Origin of the sequence: Caballeronia sp. GAWG2-1 (assembly GCF_023631405.1) — a bacterium.
Taxonomy (GTDB): Bacteria; Pseudomonadota; Gammaproteobacteria; order Burkholderiales; family Burkholderiaceae; genus Caballeronia.
In genome coordinates, this window is record NZ_JALQDD010000017.1 from 49,568 (window position 1) to 61,681 (window position 12,114).

Annotated in this window: 11 protein-coding genes; 4 read left to right on the top strand and 7 right to left on the bottom strand. The window is 63.4% G+C overall.

The window, feature by feature from the left end; genetic code table 11:
* Window positions 1-11 precede the first annotated feature (11 nt).
* From NCR98_RS11450 to mpl, 7 genes are all read right to left on the bottom strand, one after another.
* A complete protein-coding gene (locus tag NCR98_RS11450) occupies window positions 12-974 on the bottom strand; it encodes a 2-dehydro-3-deoxygalactonokinase (RefSeq protein WP_244826253.1) in 963 nt (320 codons plus the stop codon).
* Window positions 971-1,852: an IclR family transcriptional regulator gene (locus tag NCR98_RS11455; protein ID WP_244828117.1), complete on the bottom strand. Its 882-nt coding sequence runs from the start codon at window positions 1,850-1,852 to the stop codon at window positions 971-973. The genes NCR98_RS11450 and NCR98_RS11455 overlap by 4 nt, the downstream gene beginning before the upstream one ends.
* Before the next feature lie 443 nt (window positions 1,853-2,295).
* Window positions 2,296-3,048 (bottom strand): monofunctional biosynthetic peptidoglycan transglycosylase, encoded by a 753-nt coding sequence (gene mtgA, locus NCR98_RS11460; RefSeq protein WP_250526253.1) that lies wholly within the window; start codon window positions 3,046-3,048, stop codon window positions 2,296-2,298.
* Window positions 3,048-3,896, bottom strand: a complete 849-nt coding sequence (gene aroE, locus NCR98_RS11465; RefSeq protein WP_250492725.1) for a shikimate dehydrogenase — start codon at window positions 3,894-3,896, stop codon at window positions 3,048-3,050. Before aroE ends, mtgA begins: the two co-directional genes overlap by 1 nt.
* Before the next feature lie 61 nt (window positions 3,897-3,957).
* Window positions 3,958-6,048: a ribonuclease catalytic domain-containing protein gene (locus NCR98_RS11470; protein WP_250526254.1), complete on the bottom strand. Its 2,091-nt coding sequence runs from the start codon at window positions 6,046-6,048 to the stop codon at window positions 3,958-3,960.
* A gap of 83 nt (window positions 6,049-6,131) precedes the next feature.
* On the bottom strand, window positions 6,132-6,731 hold the full coding sequence (locus tag NCR98_RS11475; protein WP_244826257.1) for a YqiA/YcfP family alpha/beta fold hydrolase: 600 nt from the start codon (window positions 6,729-6,731) through the stop codon (window positions 6,132-6,134).
* A complete protein-coding gene (gene mpl, locus NCR98_RS11480) occupies window positions 6,728-8,122 on the bottom strand; it encodes a UDP-N-acetylmuramate:L-alanyl-gamma-D-glutamyl-meso-diaminopimelate ligase (RefSeq protein WP_244826258.1) in 1,395 nt (464 codons plus the stop codon). Before mpl ends, NCR98_RS11475 begins: the two co-directional genes overlap by 4 nt.
* Window positions 8,123-8,340: 218 nt before the next feature.
* Here mpl and NCR98_RS11485 point away from each other — a divergent pair, with 218 nt between their 5' ends.
* The 4 genes from NCR98_RS11485 to accC all read left to right on the top strand — a co-directional run bounded on the left by NCR98_RS11485 (window position 8,341) and on the right by accC (window position 12,102).
* On the top strand, window positions 8,341-8,988 hold the full coding sequence (locus NCR98_RS11485; RefSeq protein ID WP_244826259.1) for a UDP-N-acetylmuramate--alanine ligase: 648 nt from the start codon (window positions 8,341-8,343) through the stop codon (window positions 8,986-8,988).
* Window positions 8,989-9,002: 14 nt separating this feature from the next.
* Complete coding sequence (locus NCR98_RS11490; RefSeq protein WP_244826260.1) at window positions 9,003-9,542, top strand: TlpA family protein disulfide reductase; 540 nt, start codon at window positions 9,003-9,005, stop codon at window positions 9,540-9,542.
* 529 nt (window positions 9,543-10,071) lie between these two features.
* Window positions 10,072-10,545: an acetyl-CoA carboxylase biotin carboxyl carrier protein gene (gene accB / locus NCR98_RS11495; RefSeq protein ID WP_250526255.1), complete on the top strand. Its 474-nt coding sequence runs from the start codon at window positions 10,072-10,074 to the stop codon at window positions 10,543-10,545.
* A 183-nt stretch (window positions 10,546-10,728) separates the two neighbouring features.
* Entirely contained in the window at window positions 10,729-12,102 is a 1,374-nt protein-coding gene (accC, locus tag NCR98_RS11500) for an acetyl-CoA carboxylase biotin carboxylase subunit (protein ID WP_244826262.1), read from the top strand.
* Window positions 12,103-12,114: the final 12 nt, after the last annotated feature.

Here is a 12,114-nt window from a genome sequence, read left to right on the forward strand (position 1 = left end):
TCCTTTCCGTGTCACATGCGCGCGGGCTTGGCGATCAACCCGGCCTGCAATGCGATTCGATAAAGCCCGGATTCGGTCGCTTGCGCCACCGTCTGCGCGTCGTTGCATCCGTATTGCGCGAGGGCCGCGCGATAGCGGTCGCACAGCGCATCGTTGCCGATCAGACGCAACGTCTTGCCCGCGAGCGTCGCGTTCTCGCGCGCCAGCACTTCGTTCAGGCCGCGCAGTTCATGGCCGATCAAAAGTCCCGACAGATAATCCGGCTGCTCGGCCGCCGTGAGCTGACCGGTCAGTCCGAGTGTGCGCGTGCTGAAGATCGTCGCCAGAAGGCCGGCATGACCGGCATCGCGCGCGGTATCGACGCCTCTCAGAAACGCCGCGCTGTCCGGCTTTGCGTCCTGCTCCATCGTGCGGCCGAGGATGGTGTGATCGCGCAGTGCGCCGAAGGTCTCGCCCGTCATGAACGTATAGAAGCGTTCGATCCGTCCCGCTTGCACGAATGCCCACTTGGCATGCGTGCCCGGCAGACCGATGAGCGCGCCACTCGCGGTGTTCAGCGACGCATCGCTCGCGAGTGCGCCGAAAATCTGCGTCTCCTCGCCGCGCATCACGTTCGGCAGCGTGCCGCGTTCGAGCACGCCCGGCACGACATGAACGGTCGCGCCCCGCGCCGCCTTTACCGTGACGATGCCCGCGACGAGCGCGTCGGCATCGGCGGGCGTTTCGACGTAAGGCGCCTCCATCCAACCCTGCGCGCTGCCGACCATGCCCGCCGCGATGACGGGTAGTTGCGCATTTGCGCTCAGCCAAGCGCCGCAGGTTTCCTCGAAAGCCTGATCGAAGCCGCCAGCGGGCAGCTTCATGATTCCCGCCGACGAAGCGCGCGTGTCGAGCGCGGCGCCCGCGGCATCGAGCAGATAAGCGCGCAGGGACGTCGTGCCCCAGTCGAGCGCGATCAGAACGGGCGCGCTCATCGCTTGATCCTGCGGTTGGCTTGCGGCGCGCGCCAGCCGAGTTCCTCGGAGATCGCGCGCGCTTCGCGCTGCACGACCGGAATCAGTTCTTCCATGCGTTCGTGGGGCATATAGGGAATCGTGCTCGCCACCGAAAGCGCCGCGACGATCGCACCCGACGCATCGCGCACGGGCGCCGCCACGCAGCGGATCGACGCCTCGTTCTCTTCGAGATCGAAGGTAAAGCCACCTTGCGAATAGCGTGTCATGCGCTGCAAAAACGTGTCCATGTCCGGCCGGTTCTCCGGCTTGAAACTCGTGCGGGCGAGCGCGCGCAGCGATGCATCGAGCAGCTTCTTCCAGACGTTGGCTTCGAGGTCGAGCATCATTGCCTTGCCGATTCCCGTCGATGCCAGCGGCATGCGATGCCCCACGCGCGAGCGCATTTCCAACCCGCGCGTGCCCGGAATCTTGTCGATGTAGAGCACGTCGTCGCCGTCGCGCACGCCGAGGTGAATGGTGTCGTGCGTGTGTTCCGCGAGCGACTGCAAATGCGGACGCGCGACCGCCGTGAGCGGCATCTGTTCGAGCGCGATGGTGCCGAGTTCGATCAGTTTCGGTCCGAGCAGATAACCGCCCTGCACTTGCCGGAGATAACGCGCCTGCACGAGCGAACTCACGAGCCGATGCGTCGTGCTGCGCGTGGTGCCGAGCGCCGCGCCGAACGAGCGCAGATCGCGCGCGCCGTTGGCGGCGGCTTCGAGAATCGCGAGGCCGCGCAAGAGCGTTTGCGTGCCTGCCTGCTGCGGCGTGATGTCGACGAGCGCGCTCGGCAGCGCGAAGGCGTCCGGATCGCGCCGATGATGGCCGTTGCTTTTCTTGTCGGCGCCGTCGTTCATGGCGTTGGCCGACATATCGCGCACGTTCGGCGCGGATTCGGTTTGTTCGATTTTGGTCATGCCGCTCGTTCCTCGATGAACACGACGCGCGTCATGCGAAGCGTGCAAGCTGGACGGCGCGCGCGGCACAAGCCCAAGCGCCCGCCGAAGCGATGACGAATCCGAAAGATGAGGCGCGTGACGCGACCCGCGAACGCGGGCAGGCGATCGATTGCATGACTTGTCTCCGTTGTTCTGGATATTCTTCGTCGCGCCCGTCTCGGAGGACTGGCGCGTGTGCTTTTTATGCTGTGGTCGGATTGTAGTTCCGCCTATCTCGATAATTCAATATGTGATCGCACTGTTCACATAATGGGAGTAAAGCTGACGGCCGACAGCCTTTTGAAAACAAAAAAGCCCTGATAAATCAGGGCTTTAACTTGTTTATCGCGGCCAGCTAAATTTCACTCGGGCAACTCGGCCGCGCCCATTCGCCGCGCGATTACGTTGGCGCGCCTGGTCAGATACGGCGTCGCGCGGTGATCGTCGAAGTATTTCGGACGCGGCAGCATGACGGCAAGCCGTGCGCTTTGCGACGCGGACAGCTTTGCCGCCGTCGTCTTGTAGTAATACTGGGCCGCAGCCTGCGCGCCGTAGACGCCATTACCCCACTCAACCGAATTGAGATAGATCTCGAAGATGCGCTGCTTGTCCATCAAAAGCTCGAGCATCGACGTGACGACGAGTTCCTCGGCCTTGCGGATATAGCTTTTCTCGCGCGACAAGAACAGATTCCGCGCCAGTTGCTGCGAAATGGTCGAACCGCCCGCGACGATCTTTCCGCGCGCCTTGTTCTTTTCCCAGGCTTGCAAGATGGCGTCGGTTTCGTAGCCGTTGTTATTGACGAAGTTGGAGTCTTCCGACGCGATGATCGCGCGCTTCAGATTGCGCGAAATCTGGTCGTACGGAACCCACGTGCGTTGCAGTTCGATGCCAGGACGCTCTTTCGCGAGGGTCCAGGCGTCGGCGCGCATGAAGGCCGTCGCGCCGGGATTCACCACGGTCCAGACCGCGATCTGCGCGAAGAAGTAGAGCTGCGTCGCGAGCGCGGCGATAACCAGTACCGACACGCCATAACCGATCCAGCGCGCGGGACCGAGCCGCACCCCGCGCCGCTGCCGCGTGCGCGTGTGCTCGGAAATGGGTGCGGTCGTCATCAGACTTTGGCTGCGAGCACCTGGCGCAGCTCGCGCAATACCGCGCCGCCGTCCGGGCGCACGCCGCGCCAGATGAAGAACGATTCGGCCGCCTGTTCGACGAGCATGCCGAGGCCATCCGCCGCGCGCGCCTGAAGGCGTTCGGCGTGCTGCATGAACACCGTTGGCTTCGCGCTGTACATCATGTCGTAGGCGAGCGTGCCGGCGCCGAACGCGGCGTCGTCGCAGTCGGGCAAGGCGGCGTCGAGACTGCCCGCGGTGGCGTTGACGATGACGTCGTAGCGCCCTTCTTCCGCGCTCTTCGCGCTGCCGCCCGCAAACCGCACGTTCGACGCGAGCGCGGCTTCCGCGAACTGATCGACCAGTTGCAGCGCCTTCTCAGCCGTGCGATTCACGATGGTGAGCGCCGCCGGCGAGCGATCGAAGATAGGCAGCACGACGCCGCGCGCCGCGCCGCCCGCGCCGAGCAGCAGCACGCGCTTGCCCGTGAGGCTCACGCCGAGATTCACTTCGATGTCGCGCACGAGGCCGACGCCGTCCGTGTTGTCGCCGCGCACGCCATCCGCACCGAACGACAGCGTGTTGACCGCGCCCGCAGCGGCTGCGCGCGGCGAGAGTGTATTGGCGAAAGCGTGGGCGTCGAGTTTGAAGGGCACAGTCACGTTCATGCCGCGTCCGCCCGACGCCATGAACGTTCTTGCTTGCTCCTCGAAGCCGCCGAGCGGCCCGAGGATGCGTCCGTACTCGATAGGCTCGCCGGTCTGGATAGCGAATTTCGCGTGAATCCACGGCGATTTGCTGTGCTCGATCGGGTTGCCGATCACCACGTATTGATCGCGTTGCGTCATCGCGCGCGTCCCGTGAGTTGGCGCGCGGCGTGCGCGCTCTGGATCATGCCGGCGCGCGGCTTCATTCCGCCCGCTCCGAAGACTCTTGCGATTCGCCTGCACCCTCGACTCCGCCGGCACCTTCGGCACCTTCGGCCGACGGCTCCGTCGCGGAGACTTCCGCCTGCGCTTCGGCTTCGCTTTCGGCGCTGAGATCGACGGTTTCGACGATCTCTTCCTCGGCTTCGTCTTCTTCCGCCGGCGCGCTTTGCGTCGGCGCGTCGATCACGTGCAGCAGGCGGCACGACGCCTCGACGGTCAGTTCATCGATAGATACGACTTCGAGCATCAAACGCGTGCCGCGCGCATGCACGCCGAGTCCGGGCACATGCAGGATCAGCGGAATTTCTTCGAGACGCACCAGATCGTCCTTGATGACCGATGCCGGAACTTGCCGCTTGTTCTCCTGCTTGAGCCAGCGCAGACACCAGAAATACTCCATGCGGCGCTGATGATCGGCATAAGCGGTGTAGGTATCGTCAAAACCTTGCACCACGGCGAAGAGATCCGCGTCCTTCGGTTTGAACGGCGCGGCGAGCTTGGCCGTCACGCCATGCTGCACGCACGCGAGCAATTGCCACTGATTCACGAGATCGACATAACGGCGCAGCGGCGAGGTGCTCCACGCATATTGCGCGACGCCCAAGCCTTCGTGCGGCGCGGGCGTGGTCTGCATGCGCGTGCGCTTTGGACCGGGACCGCCAAAACCGCGCTGCGATCGGTAGATGCCCGGTACGCCGTGATCGTTGAGAAACGCGCCCCACGACGAGTTCGCGAGAATCGCCAGTTCGGCGACGATCAGATCGAGCGGCGAGCCACGGCGGCGCGGCGTAATGGTGATGTGCTCGCCTTCGACATAGAAATTGAAGTCGTTATTGCGCTGCACTTCGCGCTTCAGACCGTAAGTGGCGCGCGCCTGCTGTCGCTTTTCGAAGAGCGCTTGAGCCAGCGGCCAGAGCACGGCAATGTCCGCCTTGTGCGGATAATCGCCGCTGCCGTCCGCGAGCGTCTCTTCGGTGACGTGTTCGTCGAGATGGTTGTGGCGCAGATTCGACTTCACGAATACACGTTCGGCGCGCGTTTCGGTGGCGACGATCTCCTGCGTCTCGCGATTCACGATGATGTAAAGCGACAGCGCCGGGCGCAAGCCGCCTTCACCGAGCGTGAAAACATTGACGACGTCGTCGGGCAACATGGTGATCTTGTCGCCCGGCATGTAGACCGTGGACAGCCGGCCACGCGCAATGGCGTCGATCGCATCGCCCCGCGCGATGCCAAGCGCCGGCGCCGCGATGTGAATACCCACGCGCACGCGGCCATCGGAGAGATGCTGGACGGAGAAGGCGTCGTCGATTTCGGTCGTCGTGACGTCGTCGATGGAGAATGCTTCGACATCCGCTTCGGGCAAGTCTTCCGGGAAAGGCGCGGGTTGCAGCGACGGAAAACCGACGCCGTGCGGAAAGAACTCCGACAGGAACTTCGCTTCGTGCAAGGCCCGCGCCGAGGCAATTCCGCCGCATTCCAGCATGAGCCGCGCTTGCGAAATTCCGCGCGCGGCCGCCGCCGCTTCGAGCGCCTTGTACTCGATGGAGTTCTTGTCGGGCTTCGTGAGCAAACCGATTGCCTTGCCCGCGAGCGCCTCGGGCAACTTACCCGCCTTCAGTTCCTCTTCGTAGCCCGCTTGCACGAGCGCCTGCTGACGCTTGCGTTCGAGCCCGGCAAGCGCCATCTGCAATTGCTCTTGCGGCGCTCGCTGATACTGCCCGCGCCCCTTGCGGCGAAAGTACACCGGCGCGCCATGCATGCGCAGCACGAGCGCCGCGCGTTCGGCCGCGCCGAATTTGTCGCCGAAGTAATCCGCGCCGAGCGTGGCGAACGGAAATTCGTCGTCGGGCGCGCATTCCCACAGAAAGTCGAGATCAATCTCCTGCGCGATGGCGTCGGCTTCCTGCATCAGCTCGCCCGCAGCGGGTTTATCGAATTCGATCAGCACGTCTTTCGCGCGCACTTTCGCACGCCGTCCGCCCGGCAATTCGACCTGGAAGGCATCGCCCTGTTTGGACAGCACCGATCCGGCCTTGAAACTACCCGATTCCTCGAAGAAAACGTTCACTCAATACTCTCGTAAAACGGTGGACCGGGTCGCGGCAAGCGCGCCGGCGGTTGAATGGGCTATGTCCTCGCGCCGCGCGCGTGTCACGCGGCCGCAGATGCGACGGCGGGCGGCGGTTCGCGTCCGCAGAACGCGAGCACGTCGTCCAGATAGTCGGGGAAGTCGCTGATGGCGTGATCGCCGCCTTCGATCAGCGTGGTGCGCACGCCGGGGTAGTGGGCGAGCATGGTGCGGTAATCGAGCACTTCGTCGCCGGTGGCCGCAATCAGATAGTAACGCTCGGCCTGCGTGATCTTCTCGACGGCGAGCGCGCGCAGTTCGTCCAGATGGCGCGGCAACACGGTGATGCTGCCGCCGCCATGCCACAGCGGCTGTTCGCCGAGATAGTGGCTCAGATCGCGCTGCGGCACCACGGCGGGATTGAGCAGCACGGCGCGCCAGCCGTGCTTTTCGGCGAGATACGTAGCGTAGAAACCGCCGAGCGAACTGCCGACCACGGTGATTTCAGCAGCGGACGTATTCGCGACGAGCGATTCCGCCAGTTCGATCGCTTCTTTCGGCGAGACGGGCAATACCGGACACTGCCATTCGCTCAGCCGCCCGAGGTCCGCCAGACGCGCACGCATGACGCGCGCCTTGAAAGATTGGGGCGAGGAGCGAAAGCCGTGTAGGTAGAGAATCACGCGTTTCCTCCGGACGGACGCGCCGAAAGTGCGTCGAGCAGCTTTTGATGCACGCCGCCGAAGCCGCCGTTGCTCATCACGAGCACGTGGTCGCCGGGGCGCGCGGCGGCCGCGACCGCCTTCACCAACGGTTCGATCTCGTTGAATGCCTGTGCCTTGTCGCCGAGCGGTGCGAGCGCTTCCGCCAGATCCCAGCCGAGTTTGTCGCGGCCATCACGCGCGCCGTAGCCGAACACGAGATTCGCGTCGGCGAGACTGCCGGGCAACTGCGCTTTCATCGTGCCGAGTTTCATGGTGTTGGAGCGCGGCTCCAGCACGGCCAGAATGCGCGCGTCGCCAATACGCGTGCGCAGGCCTGCAACCGTGGTTTCGATGGCGGTTGGATGATGCGCGAAGTCGTCGTAGACGGTGACGCCATCCACGCTGCCCTTCACTTCCATGCGCCGCTTGACGTTGCGAAAGCTCGCCAGCGACTTGACCGCTTGCGACGCCGGCACGCCGACCGAGCGCGCCGCTGCGATCGCCGCGAGCGCGTTCATGCGATTGTGTTCGCCCTGCACTTGCCACTCGACCACGCCTTGACGCTCGCCTTCCCAATACACCGCGAATTGCTCGTCGACGCGCGCGCCCTCGGTCGCGGGTAGCGCTTGCCAGCCGCCATCCACACCGAAGCGTTCGACGCTCGACCAGCAGCCGCGCGTCAGCACGCGTTCGAGCGCGCCTTCGCGCCCGTTCGTGACGATGCGTCCGATGCCCGGCACCGTGCGCACGAGATGATGAAATTGCGTTTCGATGGCGGCGAGATCGGGGAAGATATCGGCGTGATCGAATTCGAGATTGTTGAGCACCGCCGTGCGCGGCCGATAGTGGACGAACTTCGAGCGCTTGTCGAAGAACGCGGTGTCGTATTCGTCGGCTTCGATGACGAAGAAGCTCGAGTCGGTCAGTCGCGCGGAAATGCCGAAGTTGAGCGGCACGCCGCCAATGAGAAAGCCCGGATTCAAGCCCGAATCTTCCAGTAACCACGCAAGCATGGAGCTCGTCGTGGTCTTGCCGTGCGTGCCCGCGACCGCCAGAACCCACTTGCCCGCAAGCACGTGCTCGCCGAGCCACTGCGGACCCGACGTGTAAGGCAGGCCGCGGTCGAGAATGGCCTCCATCAGCGGATTGCCTCGCGACACCACGTTGCCGATCACGAACAGGTCGGGTTCGAGCGCGAGTTGCTCGACGCCGTAACCTTCGATCAGTTCGATGCCTTGCGCTTCGAGTTGCGTGCTCATCGGCGGGTAGACGCCGGCGTCGCAGCCGGTGACCTTGTGGCCCGCTTCGCGCGCCAGCACGGCGAGTCCGCCCATGAAGGTGCCGCAGATGCCGAGGATGTGGATGTGCATAAACCGTGTCGCGCCGCGTGGGCGAAGAGTGCGGGAAACATGAAACGGCGCCGCGTGCACGCCGTGCGCGAAGACGCCTGGAGGCGCATATTGTAACCGACGCACTCCGCCACCTTACGCCCGCCGGCAGCCGATGCAAACCGGCGCGATCGAGGGCCGATCAACGCTCGATCGAGACCCGATCGAAGCCGTTCAACGATATCTAGTATTATTTCGCCATGGTTCGCAAATCACATTTCGATCCGCAGCGCGTGCGCGAGGAAATTGCCATCGCGGCTGCGAGAATGATCGCCGAAGACGGCCTCGACTACTCCACAGCCAAGCGCAAGGCGGCGCGGCAGGTGGTCGGCGAGGCGAAGATCGGCGGCGAGTTTTTGCCCGACAACGATCAGATCGAAGAGGAGATCCGCGAGTATCAGGCGATCTTCCAGAGCGACAGTCAGCCTGTCGTCCTGCGCCGCATGCGCGAGTTCGCGCTCGAATGGATGGAACGGTTGAAGCCCTTCGATCCTTATCTGACGGGCGCGGTACTCAACGGCACGGCGGGCGAGCATTCCGACGTCCACTTGCAATGCTTCTGCGACAACCCGAAGGAAGTCGCGATCTACTTGCTGAATGCGAACATTCAGTACGACGTGTCGGAGACGCGGCATTTCGCCGGGCGCGGTTACGTGGAAACGCTGAGTTTTTTGCAGCGCATACCCGGCGAGGAACCAATGGGCCTGCACATCGCGCTCTACGATCCTGACGACTTGCGCGGCGCCGTGCGCGCCGATGGCCGCGGACGTCTCGCGCGTGCGAACGCCGCGACGGTACGCACGCTGCTCGATCATCCCGATACCCCGTCGCTCGAAATCAGCGGCTGACTCTATTTTTTCCTATGAACAGCAAACGGATTCTGGCGCTTCTAGTCGTCGCGGTCGCGGCGACGGTCGGCGGCTTCTACGCGGGGCATGTCTTCACCGGCGGCGAAACCGTGGCCGCGACACAGAACAATGGCAACGCCGTCGAACAATTATGGAAGGCCGCGCCGCCGGGAGCCTCGGGCACCGCGCAACCGCTTGCATCATTTAAAGGAAAACCGGTCGTCGTGAACTTCTGGGCTTCGTGGTGCGGACCGTGCGTCAAGGAAATGCCGGAGTTGTCGGCGCTACATCGCGAATATGAGAAAAAAGGCATCACATTTATCGGCTTGGGAGTGGACAGCGAGAAGAACGTCAACGATTTTCTCGGTAAGGTGAAGGTGGACTATCCCGTCTATGTGACGGGCTTCGGCGGCGCCGACCTCGCGCGCAGCTTCGGCAATAACGCGGGCGGTTTGCCGTTCACCGTCGTGATCGACGCAAAAGGCGTGGTCCGGTCGACCAAGCTTGGTGAAGTCAACGTCGCCGAACTTAAGCGCACACTCGACGCGCTGTAAAAATTCGCTGCGTTTTTAACCGAAGTGTCGCTCAATAAGCAGCAAGTTAGCAGGTTGAACGCCGATCTTGCCGGAACTTCGCTCTTTCGCTACGACTTGTCCGAACTTCTGCCCTACTGATCGGACCCTGTCGGAACGGTAAAACTAGACAAAATTCTCTAAAGAGCGCTAAAGTGCGCCGAATTCCGCACAACCCGAAGCGACCATGAACACTCAACCGGTGCCGCAAGGCGACATTGCTGTCGAAACCGACACGCGTTTGGTGTGCGTCGGCCAGGCTTTTCGCAGGCCATCGGGGAGCGCGCTTCAAAACGATCACGATGACGCATTCGACATGAACGCGCCTTGCGTGCCAATCGATTCTGCCGCCGCAACTTCGGCTCACGTTTGGTCCAGCGCACGGCGCTCGCAGCGAACGCGTGCCGAAGCGCTGGCCCTGCCGGTCCGCGGCTGACAGTCAGAACACCACAAAGTCAAGTCAAGCACCGGGGACAGTCCCGGTCTCCAAGCATTGAAAGGGGAATTTTCGATGGACCTTCGTAAACTTAAAACGCTGATCGACCTCGTCTCGGAATCCGGCATCTCGGAACTCGAAGTGACGGAAGGCGAAGGCAAGGTTCGCATCGTCAAGAATGCGGCGCCGGTCTACATGCAGGCGCCTCAGCAATACGCGCCGCAGATGCAGGCCGCACCCGCGCCGTTCGCCGGCAGCGCAGGCGAAGGTTCGGCGGCGCCCGCCGCGAGCCCCGCTGCCGTCGCGCCGCAAGGACACATCGTCACTTCGCCGATGGTCGGCTCGTTCTACCGCGCGCCTTCGCCGGGCGCGGACCCGTTCGTCCAGGTCGGCGATACGGTCAAGGAAGGCCAGACCATCTGCATCATCGAAGCCATGAAGCTCCTGAACGAGATCGAAGCCGATAAGTCCGGCGTCGTAAAGGAGATCCTCGTCGAGAACGGTCAGGCGGTCGAATACGGCCAGCCGCTCTTCGTGATCGGCGACTGACGCGTTACGCCGGACGACGCCGGATGCACCTCATCACGATGGCTCGCACCGTGTTTTCGATCTCCGGCTGCCCGCCGTGTCCGCGCGCTTCGCATCGGTTTTCCCCGATGCCCGAACCGCGCGCCGCCGATTCGATTCCCGAGGGCGCGCCCGTCGCGCCCGTTGATGAGCCGACCCACAGCCATGTTTGAAAAAATCCTCATTGCGAACCGCGGCGAGATCGCGCTTCGCATCCAGCGCGCGTGCCGCGAACTGGGCGTCAAGACCGTTGTCGTCTACTCGGAAGCCGACAAGGAAGCAAAGTACGTGAAGTTGGCCGACGAAGCCGTGTGTATCGGTCCGGCGCCGTCGAACCTCAGCTATCTGAACATGCCCGCGCTCATCAGCGCGGCCGAAGTCACGGACGCCGAAGCCATCCACCCCGGCTACGGCTTCCTTTCCGAGAACGCCGATTTCGCCGAACGCGTCGAGCAATCGGGCTTCACGTTCATCGGGCCGCGTCCCGAAACCATCCGCATGATGGGCGACAAGGTCACGGCCAAGCAAACCATGATCAAGACCGGCGTGCCGTGCGTGCCGGGCTCGGAAGGCGCGTTGCCGGACGATCCAAAAGAGATCGTGAAGATTGCGCGCACGGTCGGCTATCCGGTCATCATCAAGGCGGCGGGCGGCGGCGGCGGACGCGGCATGCGCGTCGTGCATACGGAAGCGGCGCTCGTAAACGCGGTAAACATGACGCGCGAGGAAGCGGGCCGTGCGTTCGGCAATCCGCAGGTCTACATGGAGAAATTCCTGGAGAACCCGCGGCATATCGAGATTCAAGTGTTGGCGGATTCGTTCCGCAACGCGATCTGGCTCGGCGAGCGCGACTGTTCCATGCAGCGCCGACACCAGAAAGTGGTCGAGGAAGCGCCGGCGCCGGGTATCGCGCGGCGGCTGATCGAGCGTATCGGCGACCGCTGCGCCGACGCATGCAAGAAGATGGGCTATCTCGGCGCGGGCACGTTCGAGTTCCTGTACGAGAACAACGAGTTCTACTTCATCGAAATGAATACGCGCGTGCAGGTCGAGCATCCGGTGACGGAACTCATCACGGGCGTGGATATCGTGCAGGAACAGATTCGCATCGCGGCTGGCGAGAAGCTCTCGATCCGCCAGAAAGACATCCAGTTTCGCGGCCACGCGATCGAATGCCGGATCAACGCGGAAGATCCGTTCAAGTTCACGCCGTCGCCGGGACGTCTTACGTCGTGGCACGCGCCGGGCGGTCCGGGCATCCGCGTCGATTCGCACGCCTACAACGGCTATTTCGTCCCGCCCAACTACGACTCGATGATCGGCAAGCTGATCTCCTACGGCGCGACGCGCGAGCAGGCGATCAACCGCATGCGGATCGCGCTCTCGGAAATGGTCGTGGAAGGCATTCAGACCAACATCCCGCTGCATCGCGAACTGATGATCGACGCCAAGTTCGTCGAAGGCGGCACGAGCATCCATTACCTCGAAAACAAGCTCGCCGCGCGCAAGGCGGCGGTGGCCGAAGAGTCGAAGGCATAAGCGAGTCGATTA